Genomic DNA, 22,485 nt, shown 5'->3' with positions numbered 1-22,485 from the left:
CTCGCATTCTATAAACAGAAAATTCAGACTTTGTGACAAAACATCATAGGCAATGTCGGACGCCCGGCTAAGACTGAGTGGATCACTTTAAAGGGATGATCCATGAGGACAGGGATGTTCGCGTTGGCGCTGGGGTTGCTGGCCCTGCGTTTTTTACCTGCATTGCCGCCCACGGGATGGCTGATCGCCTTGCTGGTGCTGGTGCTGGCGTTGATGCTGTTGCCGTTTCGCACTTACCCACTGGCGTTTTTCCTGGTGGGGCTGAGCTGGGCATGCATCAGTGCGCAGTGGGCGCTGGATGATCGCCTGAAGCCGACTCTGGACGGCCAGACACGTTGGGTGGAGGGGCGAGTCATTGGGCTGCCGCAGCAGACGGGCGAGGGGGTGCGTTTCGAATTGGCCGACAGCCGGTCGCGAAAGGCCAGCTTGCCCAAACGCATCCGAGTGTCCTGGCGTGGCGGGCCGCCTGTGCGCAGTGGTGAGCGCTGGCGCCTGGCAATCAACCTGAAGCGGCCGGCCGGTTTGCTGAATTTTCACGGATTTGACCGGGAAGCCTGGCTGCTCGCCCAGCGTATTGGTGCTACGGGCACGGTGAAGGACGGCGAACGTCTGGCTGCGGCGCACAGCGCCTGGCGGGACGGCGTGCGCCAGCGCTTGATGGCGGTGGATGGCTTTGGTCGGGAAGCAGGCCTGATCGCCCTGGTGCTGGGAGACGGCTCTGGATTGGCCGCCGCTGATTGGCAGGTGTTAAAGGACACCGGCACTGTGCATCTGCTGGTTATATCCGGCCAGCACATCGGCATGCTGGCGGGCTTGATCTACGGGTTGATCGCCGGGTTGGCACGTTATGGGCTCTGGCCCCGAACCTGGCCGTGGCTGCCGTGGGCGTGTGGCCTGGCGTTCACGGCTGCGCTGAGTTACGGCTTGCTGGCCGGGTTTGGCGTGCCGGTGCAGCGCGCCTGTGTGATGGTGGGGCTGGTGTTGTTATGGCGGCTGCGCTTCCGGCACCTGGGGCTGTGGTGGCCGTTACTGTTGGCGCTCAATGGGGTGTTGGTGCTGGAGCCGTTGGCCAGTTTGCAGCCGGGGTTCTGGTTGTCGTTTGCGGCGGTGGCAGTGCTGATCCTGGCGTTTGGTGGGCGGTTGGGACCGTGGAGCGTGTGGCAGGCGTGGACCCGCCCCCAGTGGTTGATTGCCGTTGGATTGTTTCCTGTTTTGCTGGTGCTGGGGTTGCCCATCAGCCTGAGTGCGCCCCTGGCCAATCTGGTCGCGGTGCCCTGGATCAGCCTGGTGGTGTTGCCGCTGGCGTTGCTGGGGACAGCGTTGCTGGCGTTGCCGTTTATGGGGGAGGGATTGCTGTGGCTGGCGGGCGGGGCGTTGGATGGGTTGTTCAAGGGCTTGGCGTGGCTTGCCGGACAACTGCCTGCCTGGATTCCGGCCGACGTACCGCAGGGGTATTGGCTGCTGAGCCTGCTCGGTGCGCTGCTGTTACTGTTGCCCAAGGGCGTGCCATTTCGGGTGCTGGGCTTGCCGATGCTGTTGCTGGCGGTGTTTCCCCCGCGTGAACTGGTGCCCCATGGGCAAGTGGAGGTGGTGCAGTTGGACGTTGGCCAGGGGCAGTCGCTGATCTTGCGCACTCGCCATCACACCTTGCTCTACGACGCCGGCCCGCGCTCCGGAACCTTTGACCTGGGTGCGCGCGTGGTGTTGCCGTCGCTGCAAAAACTTGGGGTAAAGACGTTAGACATGATGTTGATCAGCCATGCCGACGCGGATCATGCCGGCGGCGCGGGGGCGATTGCCAAGGGGATGCCAATCAAACGCGTGGTGGGCGGGGAAACCGAGGGCCTGCCTGCGTTTCTCCGTACGCAGCCGTGCAACAGTGGCGAACGGTGGACCTGGGACGATGTGACGTTCGAGCTGTGGCAGTGGCCGGACGCTATCAGCGGCAACCCGAAGTCCTGCGTGTTGCAGGTGCAGGCCAATGGCGAGCGCTTACTGTTGACCGGCGATATCGACCGCGCGGCTGAACAGGCAATGCTCGCCTCACCTCTGGCAGTGCCCACCCATTGGTTGCAAGCGCCACACCATGGCAGTCGCAGCTCTTCGTCCTGGGCGTTTGTGGAACGCCTTGCCCCTCGTTCTGTGCTCATTTCACGAGGGCGCAGCAATGCGTTCGGCCATCCGCATCCGCAGGTGATGGCGCGCTACCAGCGGTTGGGCAGCGAGGTCTATGACAGCGCCGAGCAGGGCGCCGTGCGCCTGCAACTGGGGGCATTTGCACCACCGGTTGTTGCGCGCAGTCAACGCAGGTTCTGGCGTGAACGGTTACCTTAGGCGCTTGTGGCCGCAGCCGATGGGGTCTGTGGCCGACGAACCTATATGGTAAAGTGGCGCACTTTTTCGAGGGGGCATTCACTGTGTGGGAATTGGTCAAATCCGGCGGCTGGATGATGTTGCCGATCATCATAAGTTCTATCGCCGCACTCGGCATCGTCGCCGAACGCCTGTGGACCCTGCGCGCCAGTCGCGTCACCCCCGAGCATCTATTGGGGCAGGTCTGGGCTTGGATCAAGAACAAGCAACTGGACAAGGAAAAACTCAAGGAACTGCGCGCCAACTCCCCGTTGGGTGAAATCCTTGCCGCCGGCCTGGCCAACTCCAAGCATGGTCGCGAGATCATGAAAGAGTGCATCGAGGAGGCTGCCGCCCGCGTCATCCATGAACTGGAGCGCTACATCAATGCCCTCGGCACCATCGCTGCCATGGCGCCATTGCTCGGTTTGCTGGGGACGGTGCTGGGTATGATCGATATTTTCAGCTCGTTCATGGGCTCCGGCATGACCACCAACGCGGCCGTATTGGCAGGCGGTATCTCCAAGGCGCTGATCACCACGGCAGCGGGCCTGATGGTCGGTATTCCTTCGGTGTTCTTCCACCGTTTCCTGCAACGGCGCATCGATGAGCTGGTGGTCGGCATGGAGCAGGAAGCCATCAAACTGGTGGAAGTCGTGCAGGGCGACCGTGACGTTGACCTGGTTGGGGGCAAAGCGTGAAATTTCGCCGCAAGCACCGGGAAAATGTCGATATCAACCTCGCGTCGCTCATTGACGTGGTGTTTATCCTGCTGCTGTTTTTTGTCGTCACCACCTCCTTTACCCGGCAAACCGAGCTGCGCGTCGACCTGCCGGAAGCCGTGAGCGGTTCGCCGGCCGAAGACCAGGAGGTCAAGCAACTGGACATCGCCATCAGCGCCGACGGGGTGTTTTCAGTGAATAACCAGTTGCTCGAAAAGAACGATCTCAACAGCCTGATGGATGCCTTGCAGAAAGAGTCCGGCGGCGATACCAAGCTGCCGCTGTCGATCAGTGCCGATGGCAAGACCCAGCACCAGGCTGTGATCACTGCGATGGATGCCGCCGGCAAGCTCGGTTTCAGCCATCTGCGCATGACCACCGTCGAGGCAGCGAGCCAACCCTGATGGCCATGTCCGATCGTTTGCTCAAGGCCTGGTACGAGGGCCATCCGATGCTCACGTTGCTGCGGCCGCTTGAATCCTTGTACCGCCGAGTGGTGCAGCGCAAGCGCGCACGTTTCCTTGCGGGTGAGGGCGAGATCTATCAGTCGCCGGTGCCGGTGGTGGTGGTCGGTAATATCACGGTGGGTGGCACCGGCAAGACGCCGTTGATCCTGTGGTTGATTGAGCACTGCCGACGTAGCGGCTTGCGCGTGGGGGTGGTCAGCCGGGGGTATGGGGCCAAGCCGCCGCAGTTGCCGTGGCGGGTCGAAGCCAACCACAGTGCTGAAGTGGCGGGTGACGAACCCTTATTGATCGTGCAGCGCTGCGGCGTACCGTTAGTGATCGACCCCGATCGCAGCCGTGCGGTCAAGGCGCTGCTGGCCAGTGAAACCCTGGACCTGATCCTCTCCGACGATGGCCTGCAGCATTACCGCCTGGCCCGCGACCTTGAATTGGTGCTGATCGACGCCGCCCGTGGCCTGGGCAACCGCCGTTGCCTGCCGGCGGGGCCGTTGCGCGAACCGGTGGAGCGGCTGCAGAGTGTCGATGCGCTGTTGTATAACGGCGCCGCAAGCGACCGAGACGATGGTTTTGCCTTTCGCTTGCAGCCTTGCGCACTGGTCAATCTGAAGACCGGCGAGCGTCAGCCGGTCGATCACTTTGCGGCGGGCCAGCAGGTGCATGCGGTCGCCGGCATCGGCAACCCGCAGCGTTTCTTCAACACCCTTGAAACGCTACACTGGCAGCCGATACCCCATGCGTTTGCCGACCACGCGCCGTACAGCGCCGAAGTCCTGAATTTTACACCGTCATTGCCGCTGGTCATGACCGAAAAGGACGCGGTGAAGTGCCGCGCCTTTGCCCAGCCCGACTGGTGGTACCTTGCGGTGGATGCGCTGCCGTCGCCGGCGTTTGTCGCCTGGTTCGACACGCAGCTGATGCGCCTGTTGCCTGCCCGTCTCTTGCCTTAAACCGCTTCTATCCAGGAAACACTCATGGACACCAAACTGCTCGATATCCTCGCTTGCCCGATCTGCAAAGGCCCGCTCAAGCTCAGCGCCGACAAAACCGAGCTGATCAGCAAAGGCGCCGGCCTGGCTTACCCGATCCGTGATGGCATCCCGGTAATGCTGGAAAGCGAAGCCCGCACCCTGACTACCGATGAGCGCCTGGATAAATGACCACAGCCTTTACCGTTGTCATTCCTTCCCGCTACGCGTCGACCCGTTTGCCGGGCAAGCCGCTGCAACTGATCGGCGATAAGCCGATGATCCAGTTGGTGTGGGAACAGGCCTGCAAAAGCAGCGCCGAGCGCGTGGTGGTGGCCACCGATGATCCGCGCATCATCGAAGCCTGCAAAGGCTTCGGCGCTGAGGCCGTGCTGACTCGCGAAGACCATAACTCCGGCACCGATCGCCTGGCCGAAGTGGCCACAAAACTCGGCCTGGCACCTGATGCCATCGTGGTCAACGTGCAAGGTGACGAGCCGTTGATTCCGCCGAGCGTGATCGACCAAGTGGCGGCCAACCTGGCCGCCCATGGCGAAGCGCGCATGGCGACCCTGGCCGAACCGATCGAAGACATCGACACCCTGTTCAACCCGAACGTGGTGAAAGTGGTCAGCGACATCAATGGCCTGGCGCTGACGTTCAGCCGTTCGACCTTGCCGTGGGCGCGCGACGCCTTCGCCAAAAAACCCGACGTATTGCCGGGAGGCGTGCCGTATCGCCGTCATATCGGCATCTATGCCTACCGTGCCGGTTTCCTGCATGACTTCGTCAGTTGGGGCCCGTGCTGGCTTGAAAACACCGAATCGCTGGAGCAACTGCGTGCCTTGTGGCACGGCGTGCGCATTCATGTGGGCGATGCGCTGGAAGCGCCGCCGGCTGGTGTCGACACGCCGGAAGACCTTGAGCGCGTCCGTCGCCTGCTGGGGGCCTGATGGAGGTCTTGTTTGTCTGCCTGGGCAATATCTGTCGCTCGCCCACCGCAGAAGGCGTGCTGCGCCATAAATTGCGCGAAGCGGGTTTGGCAGGGCAGGTCGAGGTAGCGTCCGCCGGTACGGGTGAATGGCATATTGGCAACCCACCGGATAAGCGCAGCCAGCGTGCGGCGCTGGTGCGCGGCTATGACTTGTCGGCCCAGCGAGCCCAGCAGGTCTCCCGTGCCGACTTTGCGCGCTATGACCTGATCCTGGCCATGGACCACAGCAACCTGCGCAACCTCAAGGCCATGCAGCCGGGCCAAGGCACAGCGGAGCTGGACCTGTTCCTGCGCCGCTACGATGGCGAAGTGGACGAAGTGCCAGATCCGTATTACGAAGGTGAACAAGGCTTCGAGCGGGTCCTGGACCTGATTGAACGCGCCTGTGATTTATTGGTGATCGAATTGAAGGGGCGGTTATGACCTTGCAGGTGCTCTCGCAGGTATCGCTCAAGCCCTTCAATAGCTTTGGCATCGACGTACGCGCCCAGTTGTTCGCCGAGGCGCACAGCGACGATGACGTCCGCGAGGCCCTGGCTTATTCAGCCGCACATGCGGTGCCACTGTTGGTGATCGGCGGTGGCAGCAACTTGCTGCTGACCCAGGACATTCCTGCGCTGGTCTTGCGCATGGCGACCCACGGCGTCCGCGTGGTCAACGATGACGGCACGCAGGTGGTGGTCGAGGCGCAAGCGGGCGAAGCCTGGCACCCCTTCGTGTTGTGGACCCTGGAACAGGGGTTCTGTGGCCTGGAAAACCTCAGCCTCATCCCCGGTACCGTTGGCGCAGCACCGATGCAGAACATCGGCGCCTACGGCGTGGAGATCAAGGACGTATTCGCTGGCCTGACCGCCCTGGATCGCCACACCGGCGAACTGCGCGAATTCAGTCTGGAAGAATGCAACTTTGCCTACCGTGACAGCGTGTTCAAGCACGAAACCGGCCGCTGGCTGATCCTGCGGGTGCGCTTTGCCCTGAGCCGCACCGGCCACCTGAAACTCGACTATGGCCCGGTGCAGCAACGCCTGGCGGGGCAGGGCATCACTGAGGCGACGCCGAGCGACGTCAGCCGTGCGATCTGCAGCATCCGCCGGGAAAAACTGCCGGACCCGGCAGAGCTTGGCAATGCCGGGAGCTTCTTCAAGAACCCCTTGGTGTCCCAGGTGTTGGCTGCTGAGCTGCAGGCACTGTACCCGGACCTGGTGGCTTATCCGCAGCCCGATGGGCAGATGAAGCTCGCGGCCGGTTGGCTGATCGACAAGGCTGGCTGGAAAGGCTTTCGTGAGGGGGATGCAGGTGTGCACAAACTGCAGGCGCTGGTGTTGGTCAACTATGGCGGGGCCTCGGGGCACGATATTGCCAACCTGGCTCAGCGGATCCAGCAGGATATTGCGCAGCGCTTCAAGGTTGATCTGGAGATGGAACCCAACAAATACTGAAACCTGCTCTTAACGGCGTAAAAACAAAAATGCCCCGTATCTTTCGATACGGGGCATTTTTTATTGCGTTAACTAATCAGTCATCGCTGCTCATGATGCCGAAGATCTGCAACAGGCTGATAAACAGGTTGTAGATCGACACATACAGGCTCACGGTCGCCATGATGTAGTTACGCTCACCGCCGTGGATGATGGCGCTGGTCTGGAACAGGATGCACACCGAGGAGAACAGCACAAACCCCGCGCTGATCGCCAGTTGCAGGCCGCTGATCTGGAAGAACATACCTGCGACCACAGCCGCCAGCAGCACAAAGAAGCCTGCGGTGATGAAGCCACCCAGGAAGCTCATGTCCTTACGGGTGATCAGCACGTAGGCCGACAGGCCACCAAACACCAGGGCCGTCATGGCAAACGCCGAGCTGACCACTTCCGCACCGCCGGCCATGCCGAGGTAACGGTTGAGGATTGGGCCGAGGATGAAGCCCATGAAACCGGTCAAGGCAAACGCCGACACCAGACCCCAGGCCGAGTCCCGCAGCTTGTTGGTCAGGAAGAACAGCCCATAGAAGCCGATCAGTACGACAAAGATGTTCGGGTAGCCGACGCGCATCTGCTGAGCCACAAACGCCATTACGCCGCTGAATGCGAGGGTAAGGGCGAGCAAGCCATAGGTGTTGCGCAACACGCGGCTGACTTCAAGCTGCTCAGCCTGCGCGTTACCATTCACTGCGTAATTCTGTTCGCGCATGGCGACACTCCTTCGGTTTTGAAACGTTCAGTCGCAAAGATCATAACAGACGCTCTGTAACAAGCGATGCCGAGAGTTTGACAGTGTGTTTCATTCGGGTATTATGGCGCCCGCTGAGACAGGATAGGCTACTATAATCCTGTGATGCGCAAGGGAAATTGGCAGAGTGGTTGAATGCACCGGTCTTGAAAACCGGCGGACGTTAATAGCGTCTCCAGGGTTCGAATCCCTGGTTTCCCGCCAAGATTCAAACGAAAGCCCCGCGAATGCGGGGCTTTCGTGTTTCTGGCCTTCGGGTAGGGAGCAACGGTTTTTCTAGGCGTTCCGAAACTTTGCCTATTTTGAGGGCTTGGCGGTCGCTCCAATCCTTCTGTACACCCTTTTGGTGATTTCCGGTTTACTGTGCCCCAGCAAAGTACGGTCAGTAGCAAGCGGGGCGCGCAGGTGGCAGTGTGGAAGCCCACAGGACGAAGACTAGGCGACGGCGATGCTTTAGGCGCACAGAGGCACCGGCCACATCATTGCTGCGTAAATCGTCAATCGCCATTTTGAACGGGGTGAAAAGCTTGGCTTATCTAGATTGGGTTCAATGGCCTGCGATGTTGGTGACGGTGCTTGCGGCTTGGCTTATCGGGTCTCAACTACCAGCAAGGCGCATGACAGGATTTGTATGCTTTAGCCTCAGCAATATATTGTGGGTGACTTGGGGGGTGTACGTAGAAGCCTATGCTCTCATCGTCCTGCAGGTTTGCCTCTTCATCATGAACCTTCGCGGATTCAAAAAGAACCTCGACGTACACTAGGTTTAACCGTAAACATCAGGTGCTTTCAGGTACTAATCCTTAACGCTGGAGTTCGGAAGGTGTGTTCGCCGACCCCTTACTCAGCGCGTTTTTGATGCTGGTCAAAACGGTTCATCGTCCTCGATGTCCTCCCGTCCCTGTGCTTTCTTTCACGTGATCTGATCTTTATCTGGACGACCAGCGTGCCGTATTGCATGCGGTAGGACACGTTGATCGTTTCAACGATGTGGCAGTGATGTGTCAGTTGATCCAGTTGCTGCGGTCACCTTAATGTCGCTGAACGCGCTCTACCATCCCGAGAGACTGAGGTTGGTCGTGATCACGATACTGGTGTGAGACAAGGCAGGATCGTCAAACACGTCGCTTGTAAGCGATCTTGCATTTTCCTGTCGCTGAACCCACGCAACAACCCCAACACTTTGGTGGCGGGATCCGTGCCACTCGCGTCCCGTCTTGGCCTGAGGACTTTAATCCAAGGGGGTCACAGATTAGCGGATGCTTAAATCAGCGTTGTACAAAACTTGTACATAAGTTACCGTTTGTACAGGTTTGAGACGATCCTGGCATTAAGAGTGATTGCGTCCGCTTAAACTTACGCGGACACAATCGCCCTTAATGCTGGAGTTCGGAAGATGTATTCGCCATCCGCTTACAGTCAAACCAGGTCATGATCCGTATGCTCACTTTAAGGGCGTGCTTACTTACCTGCCAACGCAGCGGGCAAATGAAATCGATCATTTATCGCCGCAAGTGCGGAGGAGCTTTCACGAAACAGGCAATTAAAGTCCTGCGGCCGGTCTACCAGCAAATGAACGAAACTTGGTTTTCCCCCAAACCAAACCGAGTATCGCAGCCAAGGACGAAGCGGCAAGCACACCCAGTTTAGCCGCCGCTAATAGGCCAGGGTCGTCAAACGCAAGGCCGGAAATGAAAATTGACATAGTGAAGCCTATACCCGCCAACAGCCCCACCAAGACGATACCCTCCCAACTGACTCCCTCGGGCAATTCGCAGACCTTTAGCTTGATCAGCAAGAAACTGGCGATCATCACCCCCAAAGGTTTACCAAGTACCAAGGCCGTAATTACCCCAATAAGCACGCCTTGGGCCATAATATCGTCCAAGTTGATACCCTTCAGACTGACACCGGCATTGGCCAGCGCAAATAGCGGCATGACTCCGTAGGCGACCCATGGGTGCAACCCTATTTGCACTCGCTGCACAGGAGATAACATTTCTCGCTCGGCATGACGTAACTGTTTCAGTGGTTTGGCTACTGCCTTTGGACTCTGCTCAGCCTGCGAGAAGCGTTCCATGAGCTCCTGAAACGTACGCCCAATCGTATCCAGAGGTCGCTCACGCAATGGCTTGGAATTGACGGGGGTCATTAGCCCTAGAACTACACCGGCAAGCGTTGGGTGAACGCCGGTCTTCAAAAGACCAAACCATACAATCGCGCCAGGTAAGACATAAGCGTAGGCTTTGCCAATACCCATGCGTTGAAATATCAGAACGAGTAGCAACCCTACCGCTGCAATGACCAAACCCAGGTAATTCAGGCTGGCTGTGTAGAAAATCGCGATAATCAGTATGGCAACGATGTCATCAATGATGGCCAGTGCAAGGAGGAGAACTCTCACCGAGCCGGGAATCGATTTACCTAATAGTGCAAGCACCCCTACGGCAAAGGCAATGTCGGTCGCGGTCGGCACAGCCCAACCGCTGTAGGCGGGGGTGCCGAAATTAAGCAGCGTATAGATAAGCGCAGGCACCATGACACCACCCATCGCAGCCCCAAGAGGTAACGTAGCGAGCTTGAAGCTGGACAGTGCACCGTCGCTGATCTCTTGACGGATTTCCGCCCCTACGACAAGAAAGAACACGGTCATCAATCCATCGTTGACCAGAAAATGCAATGAGCGCGAAACAGTGAAATGCCCTAGACCGATGGTCAATTCGGCGCTCCAGAAATGCTCATAAGACTCAGCTATCGCACTGTTGGCCCAAAGGAGCGCGACGATAGCAGCCACCAAAAGTGCGATGCCGCTCACTGCCTCGATATGGGAGAACCGTTCCAGCGCTGAAAGCGCGCGTTCGGTTAAAACTTGAGGACGGGGAATAGATGGAGATGATGGTTTTTTGCTAGCCACAGTCGGACTCCGCTGGCGGCCCGACCAGTGCTTGCTTTTAACCTGCGCATCGCGTCATGCAATGGCGCACCCGTCGCGATCATAGAAAGCTCAGGGCACAGATGCAATGCTCGGGCTTTATGTACTGAACCTTTCGTTTGTGAGTAAATTCCATAAATTTGGATCATCGGGGCTGACTCCGTTTATTCCCATTGCAGTTGTTCAAAAAGTTAAGACTATGATCGCGCGATGGCATTGGATACTGGCGCGACTGAAAAAGAAGCATTGCTCAGTGCTATCTTGTCTGTACTGCTCTGGGTATCAACCGCCTTGATATCCATCCTCTCAAGGATTCGATTCCTTTTTCTTTGTCGGCCCGTATACCCCAGAGGCCGGCACTCGCTTGAGACCAAAATCAAATAGTGGCTGCCTCATGGGAGCTTGCAGAGACACGCCAAGCCCAGTTTTATGTGGGCCGCGTTCTCGTCGATTGCCCCCAGGGCTGCCTCCAGTGCGAGCTGGTTTTGGTAAATCCTCTCTAGGACTGTTGGCGCTTAGTTATAGGTTTCGACCTGGAAGCATCCTCGTAAAAAACCTCTCCAAATCTACCGTCAGGCAGTATAAGTGGAGTCGGGCTTGCACTCCGGTAACTGGAAGGTTGTCAGGGTCGGAGTGATGTCAAAATGACACTATCGGTTGGCGGGTGTTATGCTCGATTCCCTAACCAACCATGCTCATGGGTAGCTTATGTTTTTACGTCATCCTATCTCGTCGATCCTCTTTTTGGCCTTGTTGTTTACAGGTTGCGCGAGCCAACCTGTGTCCCTGAAACCAACGGAGCCGATCCACGTGGAGCCCCTGGGCCAGAGTCTGCCTAAGACAAGTTTACGTACTGTGTTGATGAACCAGATTATCAGCAACGATCCCGTTATCATCTCGTCGCTCAAGCCGGTACTCAGCGCCAATACCGACAACGATGGGCGTATTGCCGCGCTACGAAAGAAAGACGGTGGCGTGCTGCCTGACGGTTACTGGACTCTCTACAAGCAAAACTTGGAAGCGCTCCAGTACGACCTAAATCACCAGCACGACGCCGCACGAACCCAGTACATCGAAACCTACCGCGACGAGTTGAGCCGAGTAGACGACGGTACACTTCAAGCCATGGCCACGTCACCAAAAGCCTTGGATGAAAAGATTCGGCGCCAATGGAGTGCACGCATGAGCGATAGAGCCGCGCGCTACATGGTCACCAGTGAGCAATCACTGAGCGCCGCCACTGATGCCCACCTCAACCGCATGGCGTTGATGGATCGGCAATACAACGTATGCTCGCTTAATCCCGAATGCTGGGATACACCGGTTAAAAAGTGATTTGATTCGATCGGGCCTTTTTCGTAGAAAACTACCGATCATCACGGGCAGCTTTTGGCCGAGGCTGTGTAAAAACGTTTTCGAGCACGTCAGGTACTCACCACGGGACTGGAAATCGCGCTTCTACGCGAAACCCACATCTGCTGACGTGTCGATACGTTTCAGATTTAACGTAGACCATGAAGTCTCCTCATTTTTCCCTGCGATCCGAACGCCGCACAATGAGGGTGCATGCTTAGCTTGGACCCACCGCAATTGTCCCATTAATCTGTGGCTTTTCTGACGAGCTTTTACTCGTCATCTCTTTGTTTTTTTACTATTATCACTCACCTGCGCACTCAAGGAAGAGAGGCTGAGCGCCTTGAGTCTGGTAGAAAATTTACACTTGATCATTGAGTGAGTTTTACTTTTACCCAGAACCTAACGACTCAGCCAACCATAATTACTTCTTGGTGAAACCGATGTATAAACTGTGTGGCATCGCTGTAGTGGTAGGACTTGCCCTCTCTGGATGCGCTACGAAAACGCCAGAAAAATCCATAGTGACTCCACCTCCTGCCGTCGTCCAGGAAGCGCCCCATGAAGCCCCCCCTGAAGTCGCACCTTCGACACCACCCAATTGGACTGTGCGATATGAGGCTGCACCTGCGGGCGCCAGTGCTGACTCCCACGTCCCTGCCTCTACGGAAGCTGATCAGTCGGAATCAGAAACAAACTTAAACCAAAACCGCGCAGAGCAATGCCGTAAAGAGCTGGACGTTTTGAAGGTTTACAACAAAGCGTCTTACGTCAAGTACGAGGCGGAGTACCAAACCATCGCTGCCAAGACCGCTAAATATATGGAAATCAAAGACTCATTAGGTCCTGACTTAAACTACATGGTTATGCCCGCTTATCAATTTCAAATTCGTGAGTTCTGCTTCCGCGTTAAGACCCGTCTATCGGAGCTTGTGCTTCGCCAAGCCAAATAGCCTCGTGCATGATGGTCAGCAAGTGGTTCTTCACCCGTAAGGCTGAAAAGCCCTTTTGATTTATCCAGGACCATAAAAGCCAATGCCCCGACTCGTCGGGGCATTGGCTTTTTAACGACGCGGGTTGCCAGACCCTAGGCTACGGTCTACTTCATATCTTCACTCACCCGCAACCTCTTCACCCGATACATCTCCCCATCCGCATGACTCAACAGCGTATCCGCATCCTCTCCATCCTTCGGATAAAACGCCACGCCGACACTGCAAGACGGCATTTTCACTCCGCCAAACTCGGCCCCCAGTGGATCAGCAATGACCGCAAGTATCTGCGCCACCTTCCCGGCAACCGCATCCGGCGACTGGATATCCGTGATCAGTACCGTGAATTCATCACCGCCCATCCGGGCCACTAGATCGCCTTCGCGCACACAGCGCTCTAGCCGTCGTGCAATCACACAGAGCACGCGATCGCCCATGGCATGACCATGCACATCGTTGATGCACTTGAAGTCGTTGATGTCCAGAAACAGCAATGCCAAGCTCCGGTTATGGCGCTGTGCGCTTTGCAGCGCACTGTCGAGCCGATCGTTGAACAACGATCGGTTGGTGAGGGCCGTCAGCGGGTCATGATGGGCGAGGAAGCGTAACTCCTCCTCGGCCTGGGTGAGCGCCGTTATGTCCCGCGCGACTCCGATCCGCGCACCGACTTCTTTGGACCAGAAGGCCGCCCACAAAATGTGTACGACGCTGCCATCCTTGCGCAGATAACGGTTGCGGAAGTCGACGTGGGGTTGGCCACTCATGACCCGAGCTATGGAAGCGCGGGTACGCGCCAGGTCTTCAGGGTGCATGTAGTGGATGATCAGGGTGCCGATCAGCTCTTCGGCGTGGTAGCCCAGCAGGGACTCACAGGCGTCGCTCACGAAGACAATCCGGTTGTCGCTGTCGACGACGAATACCGTATCCAGCATCAAGTGGATCAGTTTTGGATAGAGCGCTTGTAGGTCAACGGGCATGGGGCATTGTGCGTCCGGTTAAGATGGCCTGATCATAGCCCGATCATGACGGGCGGCGGGGAGTTCTGCGAGTTTTTAATATCGCTCACACCCGTCGAGCCCGGTTATTCAGAACAGGTGCTCACACATATGATAAGGCCCAGCCCCTCACTTGTTCGCTAAGCTGACCCGCCACAAGGCGTCTGCATTTTTTGCACCTACTGCAAACACGAGCCATGGCTCATCAGTGGCGCTTGTTCTTATGCTTGTGCTTATTGTTGCCTTTGTGCTTTTTCCCGTCAGATCGATGATTGCTCTCATCATCCGCCAGGTTGTTGCCGAGCGCGCCACCTGCAGCGCCACCGAGACCCGCTCCGATAGTCGAACCCGTTGTGCCGCCCAGACGATTGCCTATAAGTGACCCACCAGCAGAGCCAACGCCGCCGCCTATCGCAGCTTCTGTCCTCTTACCCTTCTGGGCCCCGACTGCTCCACCGGCGGCACCACCTAAGCCTGCGCCTACTGCCGCGCCAGTTGACCCCCCCAGCTGTTGGCCGACGATATTGCCAAGTGCACCCCCAACGCCACCTCCAAGAGCGGCTGTACCATCACCGGCGGCTATCGCTCCTTGCGATATCAGAACACCCAAAGCCAGGGCGGGTAGTGTCATTTTCATTTTGTGAACCTCTATGGGCTGTCAGCAGGTGTTAATGTTTAAAGCACGCTTGGGATTAAACCCAAAGCTCATTTGTATGCTGGTAGACCTGACCCCACATGAATCCCGATTTATCAGGCGTACTCAGCTCCGAGTAAGTGTCTGCGCCAACACAGGTGCTGGAGAAAATCAGCGAGATTGCAGCCATGCAAATGTGCTGCTGGTTAATTAGCAAGCGCTTTGCATTGTCGTCACTCATTTACCCCTCCTGATCTCGAAAAAACGAACGGCAAGCTTATACAAGCACGAAGAAATAAACAGTCCGTTTCGGCGGTTCCACGGCCAAGGTTGTTCCTAATACTCGCCGAAACGTATGATCAGGCCGAGCGCCTCATCTGGCCGCTAAGCCTCACCTTCTATAAAGGACATGAGCATGGCAAAGCACTTCGGTAATTCAGGCCTGTTCAAGGCTGCTTCGTATCACTGCAACGAAACTCTGGGCAGCGGCATTGCCCGCTGGGAGTTGAAAAATATTGCGTTGAATACGAAGGAGTTTTTGATATGTCCAAAGAACTACTCGGAGTTTCTGCTCTAGGGTTGATGATCATCGGTGAGTTTTGTGCAATCCACAGTGAGGTGGTGACCGCCAAGCTGGCTCAAGCGGGCGACGGCTCATGGCACGCTTTCATCATGCCTGTTGTGTTGATGTGCTTTGCCGGGCTTTGTCTGCTGGGGGCTTATTGGCTGGGGTATCTTGCGGTCGGTGACATCTGGGTAGTGACGGTTGTATCCGTTACCTCTTTATTACTGCTGGAGCCCATCGTGATCTGGGCGCTGTTTCAGGAGCTCCCCGGGCGAGGCGCACTGATCGGGTTTTGCCTGGGCGCCTTAGGCATGCTATCCACGATCTTGCTATAGCTGCACGCTCTGGCCCGGCAATCGAATGTCGGGCCAGATTATGGCTTATAGCTGGCAATACCTCTCGCTGCCGCAACTGCAACTGAATGTGAAGGCAGTCACACGCCGCTCAACAAAAAAGCTGAGCCACCGAAAGCAGGCAAATCAACTGAACAACCATTTGAGCTCGAATTGGATGTTTCATTGCCGTCTCCCTCAGGTACAGCTGCTGGGGAGTATGCCGGGGCGATATAGATAAACGCGCCAAGCCGTTCAAAGGTTGACATGCCACCCTGGGTCGCCAACAACACACGCAGCTGTTGCAAACAGTATAGAGCCTAAAAAAAATTCTTCACGTTTGAGCCCGTTCACCGGCCGGCCGGTAGCGGCCTACAACTATCTAGCGACGGCCATTGCACTTTTTTTGATTTCTCCGCTCTATCCTTGTCCCAGCCCCGCCGATTCCCGCGTGGGCAGATGAACCAGATCGGGTGCTGATGGATCGCACGTTTCCTCGTTTCAATAGTCGACCGCTACGCCAGCCCTTGCTGCTGGCTGCCGTGTTGATGCTCTTCGCCAGCGGTTGCAGCCAGCAACAGGGTCGGGATATCGCCAAGCAGTTCAGCAATGGCAAGCCTGATGAATTCTTCCAGACCAGTGTCGATCGCATGGCAACACTGGGCATGCGCGACAATTTGCAAAGCCTGTATTTGCTCATGAACAAGCTCTATCTGCGTAATCCCAGCCAGTGGCGTCAGTCGGGTTACCCGGATGCGGTGACTGCTGCGCGGGAGATTCGCCAGGCCATCGAGAAACGCCAATCCCTTCCTGCGCTGGGGGAACGCAGTGACTTGGCGGCCCTTAGCTACTCCTTGAGCCCGGAATTCAAAGGCGACCGCGTCGGCGCTTTTATCTATGCTATTGGCAGTATGATCGTGACTGCTCACGGTGGGCGCACGGAGTTTTACATCACCGATGCGATCAACCCTGAATTCGTCAGCAATGCTGCGCGCAATATCGAGAAGGCCACTTGGCTGCTGGGCAAGCGCCAGGATGTGAATGGGGTGTTGCTGCTGTTTTCCAACGAGATATCGGAGGAGGGCAGCAACCTCAGTTTCGCGGTGGAGTTCGGCAAGATTGTCGCGCGCCTCGATCTGCTGACCCAGATACTCGATGAGCGCTACCGGCGCATAGGTGTCAACTACGCGCAGAGCTTGTTGCTGATGAATTTTCTGCCGGTGCAGTAATCGTGCGGTAGCCGCCTGCCTGAAACCACTGGGCGAGGGCGTCTGCCCCCATTGGTTTGGAGATCAAGAAACCCTGCGCCTCCGAGCATCCCCATTGAGTGATCAGTTCAAGGATATCCGCAGTTTCCACGCCCTCTGCTACCACCTTGTAGCTCAGCCCCCTTGCCAACTCGATCAAGGTCTTGACCAGACGCGCATCTTTTTCATGGGTTTTTATGTTGCTGATCAATGACTGGTCCAGCTTGACCGAATCAATGGGCAATTGGCGCAGGTACGTCCAATTGCTATAGCCCGTGCCGAAGTCGTCAATAGCAACGCCTATGCCGTATCCGCGGGCTCGTTCAAGTTGACGGCTGACCGTGTCTGCATCAGTCATCAACGCGCTTTCGGTAAACTCCAACTCGAACGTGGCAGGGTCGAGTTGGAGCCTGTGGATGTCATGGATCATCTTGTCGATAAATCGCGGTGTTTCCAGGTCGCCCGCGGTGACGTTCATGGCGATGCGAATCACCAGCCCTTGCTGTTTCCAGGACAGTGCCTGCTGGAGGACTGCGTCGAGTACCCAAAAACTGATCGACTGCATCAGCGCGGTTTTTTCCGCCAAGGGAATAAATTCCGACGGGGGGATCGCGCCGAATAGCGGATGCTCCCAGCGCAGCAATGCCTCGACACTGCTGCATTCACCCTGCGGCAGTTGGATCTTCGGCTGGAATACCAGGCTTAATTGATGACGGGCACGCATAGCGTCCGGCAACGAACTCAAAAGCATAAAAGCACGCTGCTGCGCCGCATCGGTGTGTGGTTGATAAAGCGACCACCCCAGGTTTCTGTCCCTGGCGTCGTCCGCTGCGGCAACGACGAGCCTGATCCAATCCTGCGGCTCGCTACTGGTGACTGCCAGGACACCAATACCGGCATGCATGAGAATTGGGATCCCGTGGCACTCGACTGGGGTATGAAAATCTTCAAGAATCCTGGCGCACACGTGCTCCAGAGGCGCGCTGCCTTTTGACAAAAAGCCGAAGCGCGTCGGGCTGATTTTATACAACAGGCATTGGCTGGGCAGGAGCGCGTGCAAACGTGCTTTGATCGCCAGGATCAGGTCCTGGACGAAGTTGTAGCCGAGCGCTTTGACCACGTTGTTCAAGAAGGCCGGGGAGACAATATCAACGGCAAAAACGTGAAAGTTCTCGGAGGTCGCCGCTGCCTGGCGGATGTCTTCCTCAAACCGCAGGCGGTTGAACAGCCCGGTAGGCTGGTCGATGTAAATGCGAGCGCGCGCGTCAGTAATGTGCATCATCACCAGCTCGGCGAAATACACCAGCATGGCAAAATCACGCTCGCTCATCGGCTCGCGGGGCACGGTATCGATGATACACAGACTGCCCAGCGAGAAGCCGTCAGCCGTCATCAGTGGCGCACTGGCGTAATACCGAATGTAGGGCGTGCCGGTGACCAGCGGGTTGTTTATAAAGCGCTCGTCGTTGTGCGAGTCGAGAATCTCAAGCGGTACCCGGTCGAACAGCGAATAGGCGCAAAATGAAATTTCGCGCGCGGTTTGCTCTTCTTCAATGCCAACGCGGGCTTTGAACCATTGCTGATGCTCATCGATGATTGAAATCAGCGCGATGGGCGCCCCGAAATAATTTGAGGTCATCGCGACCAGTTTTTCGAAGACGACGTCGGGTTCGGCATCGCGAGCGCACAAGGCTGCGACGCGCTGCAAGCGTTGTACTTCATAGTCTGAAGTCGGAGTTGCTTCGCCCATGTTGACCCCTGCGTATACGTAAACTCACCTGAAATCTATCAGCTACGGTGTCCTACCGGATTACCTACTTAGCTATCAGGACAATAGCAAATCATTGCGCAGGGTTGCAGCCTTGTGCCGGCGGTGGAAGCGGGCGCTTGCCTCGTCGACACCGCTCGGAGCAATAGCGCACCTCGTCCCAGCAACGTGCCCATTTCTTGCGCCAGTTGAACGCCAGTCCACACACAGGGCAGGTCTTGGACGGGAGTTGGCCTTTTTTCATCGTATACGTCTCGACTTGGCGAGGCTGCTTCAGGCCACTGAACACAACCAAAGGTGATTGTGGCGGTAGGGCGCGCGCGTGAGGTGAACGTTGCAGACCAGATACAGCCCTCGCTCCTGCAACGCTTCGGTCAGTTGTACGAGTGTTTCTGCTTGAAGAGTCATGAGCTTTCACCTCGCCAGAATGTCTGCGTTCACAATCCCTGACCAAAAGTACAATCTACACATTCAATCTTTTACGGGGCATCGTTGTTTGCATTTCGTCGGTAAACGCTTATGCCTCGCAGCCAGCCGCCGATGCAGTGGTAAGCCCGGTTGAAACCGGATGCTGTGATTCAAGGAGGGTGTTATCAAATACCTAACTGTTGAGGAATTGGATGCCATCGCCGAGATCGAGACGACATCCAGCATCTAGCAGCCCATGACGCGCTTGACCGGAATGCGGTTTTCGGCGATTTCCAAAATGACCGATCGCCATTGGGTCGCCTGCGCGGCTCATCAGCATTACGCTGGAGCTGCAACGCAACAAAACTGTGAAAGCGGCGCCTTGACGACGCCATCCCGTCAATCGTCCAGGCTGAAGGTCAACCATGCGGCGTGTTCAGTCTGACGGTTGATTTCCACGATCACACCCTTCACAACGCTACCATCAGGCAGCCTGACTTCCACGTGGTTAGCGTGTCCTGGCCACTGTACGGGCTGATCGACTTCCAGGCGTGCGATGGTCGGCGTGCCGCTTTCCGAAAGGCGCACGGTCACCTTTTCATTCAAGCACTCGTCTGGCTCAACGCCCAAGTGGCGAGAAGCCAACAACACACTGGCAGTGCCTTGATAAGTTTGAGACATGAGATTGCTTCCTTTAAACAGCGGGCGGATTCAGGCGGTAGACCTCCTGCCTGAGCCAGAGGTTTCCACGGATTGATGGCCGGTTATGCAAGGCCTTAGAGAAAACTGGATGGCCGGCCCTATCCGCCAGTAGGGGGTTCCCGTTTTGCATGTAGGAGGCGGCCTATCCTGCACCCCGTGGCTTGAAACACCAGTCTTCCGGCAATAGCCTCGGATTTTTCTGAAAGTGAAGCCTTCACGATGGGTAAGCGAAAAACGGTTTGGCCGACTGAACGCGAAATACGCCTGCGCTTTATCCTCTTCGCGGTGATCGACGCGGCAAGCGTTCAAGGTGTTTCCTCCGAGTTGTTACTGCCAGCGCACAAGTTGCTGCGTGAATCGCCCACTGAGGCGCAGGTAATGAAGACGTTGGGCGAAATTCTCGGCACTGATGAAATGGTTGGGTTCAGGTTTGCTCCAGGATCGGAAGCAGAAGAATTGATGCAGATGTTAGGAGAACCTGGCGGCTGAGTTCTTTGCGCCCGAAGTAACAGGATCTGCGAACCATCTGCAGTTGAACTGAGTGTGCTGCAGTTTGGCTTTCACAGTATTTCGATCAATGGACGCAGACGTTTCCAATAATAGGGAGTGACCTGGCGGGCGTCCCAGTCTTCCCACCTCGTGCCCCCGAATTACAAGGACTTGCCCGATGCTGTTGCGCCACCCTCCGTTCCTGTTTGCCGCCCTGACGTTAAGCTCACTGGTGCACGCCGAAGACCTGCAATTGGCCCCGGTCGAAGTCACCGGCAGTGAAGCCAGCGCCGGTGAAATGGCGCAGGCGCAGCTCAGAAGCGTGCCCGGCGGCACTAACTACATCGACATGAACAGCGTGCAGCAGGGGCGGGTGAGCACCAACGAAGACGTGTTCAAGTACCAGGCCGGGGTGTACGCCAAGGCAGCGAACAATGAAGGGGTGAAACTTTCGATTCGCGGTTCGGGCCTGAACCGCAGCCCCGGTTCCCACGCCTCCGGCTTGTATGAAATGTTCGACGGTCTGCCTCTGACCGGGCCTGGTGGCACCCCCTATGAGTTGAAAGACCCCTTGTGGCACAGCCGCGTTGAAGTGCTGCGCGGCGCCAATGGTTTTGACCAGGGCGCCCTGGCCCTCGGTGGCGCGGTCAACTACGTGACCCACACGGGCTACGATGCGCCTAAGTTGCAGGTGCGATACGAGGCGGGCAGCAAGGGTTACGCCCAGCGCGAGATCAGTTCCGGCCAGGTCTTGGGAGATGCCGACTATTACATCAGCCTCACCGACGCCGAGTCTGACGGCTATCAGCGCCAGAGCGCCGCCACCGGCAAGGGCGTGGCCGCTAACTTCGGCTACCGTTTCAACCCGGACCTGGAGACGCGCTTCTATTTCCGCTACCGCGAAACCACCAACGACAGCCCCGGCAAGCTCACTCGCGCGCAAATCAGCCATGACCCGCGCGCGGCCAACAGCCTCAACGCCGCCCGCGACTCCAAGCGCCTGCAACCGGGCTCCACCTGGATCGCCAACAAGACCACCTTGCAGTTGGACGACAATTCCCGGGTCGAACTCGGGCTGGCTTACCACGACTACCCGATGGACCTACGCGAAGGCACCAACCGTCTTAAAGTTGCCTACACCGATGTCAGCGGCACCCTCAACTACATCCGCCAGGACACGCTGTTCGGCCACGACAGCAAAACTACGTTGGGCCTGCGCACCACCCAAGCGATGCCCAACAACGGCGCGTCGGAATATGTGCGCACACCGGCCGGCAATACCGCTGGCTACGGCCCCGGCACCAAGACCCGCGACTACAGTTATCTGGGGGCCGACACCGTGCTGCATATCGGCAACGATCTGGAGCTGGTCCCTGACCTGTGGCTGACGACCGGCCTGGCCGCGATCTACACCCGGCGCGAAACCCAGGTCACCTACCCCGAAGGCCAGGCGCCGCTGAGCCAGCACGACTGGGACTACGCGCCGCGCATCGGCCTGCGGTATGACTTCACACCGCAATTGCAGGTGTACGGCAACCTGAGCCGCTCGGTCGAGCCGCCGCACGCGTGGTCGATGATCTGGGGCTCCAACAAATACTTCACGAGTGGGCCGGCCAAAGGTTTGGCGCGCGAAGGCGTGAGCCTGGAAAACCAGACCGCCACCACCCTGGAAATCGGCGGGCGTGGCGAAGCGTGGCTCGGCCAATGGGACCTGGCGCTGTACCGCTCTGAAGTGCGCCACGAACTGCTCAGCGTGGAAACCCAGGCCCAAACGGCCACCCGCAATGCCATTGTCGCCGAAGCCAATGCCAGCCCCACTGTGCACCAAGGCCTGGAAGTGAGCCTGCTCAGCCCTTTGTGGGACGGCGGCCGCAACGGCCAGCTCTCCCTGCGCCAGGCCTATACCTTCAGCGACTTCCACTACCGCGACGACGACCGTTTCGGCGACAACACCTTGCCTGGCATCCCCAAGCACTACTACCAGGCGCAAGTGCGCTACAGCCACCCGACGGGTTTCTTTACCAGCCTCAATAGCGAATATTCCTCGCGCGTGGCGGTCGACTACGCCAACTCCTATTACGCTGCGTCCTACACCATCCTCGGCGCCACCTTCGGCTACAACGCGCCAAAGCAAGACTGGCAAGCCTGGGTCGACCTGCGCAACCTCACCAACCGCCGGTACGCCAATACGGTCACGCCGGGCTATGACGACAAGGGCCTGGATGTGGCGCGTTCGACGCCAGCGGATGGCCGCGGCCTCTACACCGGCGTCTCCTGGAGCTGGCGCTGACAGGCGCGCGACCTTCCAAACAATGCAATCAACGATGCTCTCAGAGGGGGGT

24 protein-coding genes, 1 tRNA gene and 1 pseudogene are annotated in these 22,485 nt (G+C 57.5%); 16 read left to right on the top strand and 10 right to left on the bottom strand.

Annotation, left to right across the window (positions count from 1 at the left end; translation table 11 throughout):
* The first annotated feature begins 102 nt into the window (after nt 1-102).
* From AACY30_RS00910 to murB, 8 genes are all read left to right on the top strand, one after another.
* Nucleotides 103-2,334: a DNA internalization-related competence protein ComEC/Rec2 gene (locus AACY30_RS00910; RefSeq protein ID WP_339539423.1), complete on the top strand. Its 2,232-nt coding sequence runs from the start codon at nt 103-105 to the stop codon at nt 2,332-2,334.
* 83 nt (nt 2,335-2,417) lie between these two features.
* Entirely contained in the window at nt 2,418-3,053 is a 636-nt protein-coding gene (locus AACY30_RS00905; RefSeq protein WP_339421067.1) for a MotA/TolQ/ExbB proton channel family protein, read from the top strand.
* Nucleotides 3,050-3,478, top strand: a complete 429-nt coding sequence (locus AACY30_RS00900) for an ExbD/TolR family protein (RefSeq protein WP_339421069.1) — start codon at nt 3,050-3,052, stop codon at nt 3,476-3,478. Before AACY30_RS00905 ends, AACY30_RS00900 begins: the two co-directional genes overlap by 4 nt.
* Nucleotides 3,478-4,488 carry a tetraacyldisaccharide 4'-kinase gene (gene lpxK, locus AACY30_RS00895; protein WP_339436958.1) on the top strand — a complete coding sequence of 337 codons (1,011 nt, stop codon included), beginning with the start codon at nt 3,478-3,480 and terminating at the stop codon, nt 4,486-4,488. Before AACY30_RS00900 ends, lpxK begins: the two co-directional genes overlap by 1 nt.
* Before the next feature lie 24 nt (nt 4,489-4,512).
* The gene (locus AACY30_RS00890) at nt 4,513-4,698 is read left to right on the top strand and encodes a Trm112 family protein (protein ID WP_003174668.1); all 186 of its coding nucleotides are present in this window, start codon (nt 4,513-4,515) and stop codon (nt 4,696-4,698) included.
* Nucleotides 4,695-5,459, top strand: a complete 765-nt coding sequence (kdsB, locus tag AACY30_RS00885; protein ID WP_339494293.1) for a 3-deoxy-manno-octulosonate cytidylyltransferase — start codon at nt 4,695-4,697, stop codon at nt 5,457-5,459. The genes AACY30_RS00890 and kdsB overlap by 4 nt, the downstream gene beginning before the upstream one ends.
* The gene (locus AACY30_RS00880; RefSeq protein WP_065872101.1) at nt 5,459-5,923 is read left to right on the top strand and encodes a low molecular weight protein-tyrosine-phosphatase; all 465 of its coding nucleotides are present in this window, start codon (nt 5,459-5,461) and stop codon (nt 5,921-5,923) included. The genes kdsB and AACY30_RS00880 overlap by 1 nt, the downstream gene beginning before the upstream one ends.
* Nucleotides 5,920-6,939, top strand: coding sequence for a UDP-N-acetylmuramate dehydrogenase (gene murB / locus AACY30_RS00875; RefSeq protein ID WP_339539421.1), 1,020 nt, complete (start codon nt 5,920-5,922; stop codon nt 6,937-6,939). The genes AACY30_RS00880 and murB overlap by 4 nt, the downstream gene beginning before the upstream one ends.
* A gap of 76 nt (nt 6,940-7,015) precedes the next feature.
* On the opposite strand, the gene AACY30_RS00870 is transcribed toward murB, so the two are convergent.
* On the bottom strand, nt 7,016-7,687 hold the full coding sequence (locus tag AACY30_RS00870) for a Bax inhibitor-1/YccA family protein (protein ID WP_339467384.1): 672 nt from the start codon (nt 7,685-7,687) through the stop codon (nt 7,016-7,018).
* Between the two features lie 152 nt (nt 7,688-7,839).
* On the opposite strand from AACY30_RS00870, the gene AACY30_RS00865 reads away from it, so the two are divergent.
* Nucleotides 7,840-7,930, top strand: a tRNA-Ser gene (locus AACY30_RS00865).
* Nucleotides 7,931-8,286: 356 nt separating this feature from the next.
* On the top strand, nt 8,287-8,490 hold the full coding sequence (locus AACY30_RS00860) for a hypothetical protein (RefSeq protein ID WP_445261409.1): 204 nt from the start codon (nt 8,287-8,289) through the stop codon (nt 8,488-8,490).
* Nucleotides 8,491-8,591: 101 nt separating this feature from the next.
* Here AACY30_RS00860 and AACY30_RS00855 read toward each other — a convergent pair.
* Nucleotides 8,592-8,822, bottom strand: a pseudogene (locus AACY30_RS00855) (ATP-binding protein); the annotation flags it as partial.
* Nucleotides 8,823-9,269: 447 nt separating this feature from the next.
* On the bottom strand, nt 9,270-10,640 hold the full coding sequence (gene nhaA / locus AACY30_RS00850) for a Na+/H+ antiporter NhaA (protein ID WP_339467381.1): 1,371 nt from the start codon (nt 10,638-10,640) through the stop codon (nt 9,270-9,272).
* A gap of 879 nt (nt 10,641-11,519) precedes the next feature.
* Here nhaA and AACY30_RS00845 point away from each other — a divergent pair.
* Nucleotides 11,520-11,993 (top strand): hypothetical protein, encoded by a 474-nt coding sequence (locus AACY30_RS00845; RefSeq protein WP_339467379.1) that lies wholly within the window; start codon nt 11,520-11,522, stop codon nt 11,991-11,993.
* A 461-nt stretch (nt 11,994-12,454) separates the two neighbouring features.
* A complete protein-coding gene (locus tag AACY30_RS00840; protein WP_339467377.1) occupies nt 12,455-12,964 on the top strand; it encodes a hypothetical protein in 510 nt (169 codons plus the stop codon).
* Nucleotides 12,965-13,110: 146 nt separating this feature from the next.
* Here AACY30_RS00840 and AACY30_RS00835 read toward each other — a convergent pair whose 3' ends face one another.
* The 3 genes from AACY30_RS00835 to AACY30_RS00825 all read right to left on the bottom strand — a co-directional run bounded on the left by AACY30_RS00835 (nt 13,111) and on the right by AACY30_RS00825 (nt 14,873).
* Nucleotides 13,111-13,980, bottom strand: coding sequence for a sensor domain-containing diguanylate cyclase (locus AACY30_RS00835; RefSeq protein WP_339467375.1), 870 nt, complete (start codon nt 13,978-13,980; stop codon nt 13,111-13,113).
* 223 nt (nt 13,981-14,203) lie between these two features.
* A complete protein-coding gene (locus AACY30_RS00830) occupies nt 14,204-14,635 on the bottom strand; it encodes a glycine zipper domain-containing protein (RefSeq protein WP_339467374.1) in 432 nt (143 codons plus the stop codon).
* Between the two features lie 55 nt (nt 14,636-14,690).
* A complete protein-coding gene (locus tag AACY30_RS00825) occupies nt 14,691-14,873 on the bottom strand; it encodes a hypothetical protein (RefSeq protein WP_339539419.1) in 183 nt (60 codons plus the stop codon).
* Between the two features lie 341 nt (nt 14,874-15,214).
* Between AACY30_RS00825 and AACY30_RS00820 the strand changes: the two genes are divergently transcribed.
* Together AACY30_RS00820 and AACY30_RS00815 are read left to right on the top strand one after the other, a co-directional pair.
* Nucleotides 15,215-15,532, top strand: a complete 318-nt coding sequence (locus AACY30_RS00820; RefSeq protein ID WP_339539607.1) for a hypothetical protein — start codon at nt 15,215-15,217, stop codon at nt 15,530-15,532.
* A gap of 476 nt (nt 15,533-16,008) precedes the next feature.
* Complete coding sequence (locus AACY30_RS00815; protein ID WP_339467372.1) at nt 16,009-16,758, top strand: hypothetical protein; 750 nt, start codon at nt 16,009-16,011, stop codon at nt 16,756-16,758.
* Here AACY30_RS00815 and AACY30_RS00810 read toward each other — a convergent pair.
* From AACY30_RS00810 to AACY30_RS00795, 4 genes are all read right to left on the bottom strand, one after another.
* Nucleotides 16,709-18,526 carry a sensor domain-containing phosphodiesterase gene (locus AACY30_RS00810; RefSeq protein WP_339539417.1) on the bottom strand — a complete coding sequence of 606 codons (1,818 nt, stop codon included), beginning with the start codon at nt 18,524-18,526 and terminating at the stop codon, nt 16,709-16,711. The genes AACY30_RS00815 and AACY30_RS00810 overlap by 50 nt on opposite strands.
* Nucleotides 18,527-18,617: 91 nt before the next feature.
* On the bottom strand, nt 18,618-18,788 hold the full coding sequence (locus tag AACY30_RS00805; RefSeq protein ID WP_339467368.1) for a DUF2256 domain-containing protein: 171 nt from the start codon (nt 18,786-18,788) through the stop codon (nt 18,618-18,620).
* A 29-nt stretch (nt 18,789-18,817) separates the two neighbouring features.
* Nucleotides 18,818-18,952: a hypothetical protein gene (locus AACY30_RS00800; RefSeq protein WP_339467366.1), complete on the bottom strand. Its 135-nt coding sequence runs from the start codon at nt 18,950-18,952 to the stop codon at nt 18,818-18,820.
* A gap of 399 nt (nt 18,953-19,351) precedes the next feature.
* The gene (locus AACY30_RS00795; protein WP_339420847.1) at nt 19,352-19,633 is read right to left on the bottom strand and encodes a hypothetical protein; all 282 of its coding nucleotides are present in this window, start codon (nt 19,631-19,633) and stop codon (nt 19,352-19,354) included.
* Nucleotides 19,634-19,873: 240 nt separating this feature from the next.
* Between AACY30_RS00795 and AACY30_RS00790 the strand changes: the two genes are divergently transcribed.
* Together AACY30_RS00790 and AACY30_RS00785 are read left to right on the top strand one after the other, a co-directional pair.
* Nucleotides 19,874-20,143, top strand: coding sequence for a hypothetical protein (locus tag AACY30_RS00790; RefSeq protein WP_339467365.1), 270 nt, complete (start codon nt 19,874-19,876; stop codon nt 20,141-20,143).
* Between the two features lie 178 nt (nt 20,144-20,321).
* Nucleotides 20,322-22,433, top strand: coding sequence for a TonB-dependent receptor family protein (locus AACY30_RS00785; protein ID WP_339539415.1), 2,112 nt, complete (start codon nt 20,322-20,324; stop codon nt 22,431-22,433).
* Nucleotides 22,434-22,485: the final 52 nt, after the last annotated feature.

It is taken from the genome of Pseudomonas sp. RA_5y_Pfl1_P24 (genome assembly GCF_963970945.1).
Taxonomy (GTDB): domain Bacteria; phylum Pseudomonadota; class Gammaproteobacteria; order Pseudomonadales; family Pseudomonadaceae; genus Aquipseudomonas; species Aquipseudomonas tritici.
This window is presented reverse-complemented; position numbering and strand designations above follow the sequence as displayed.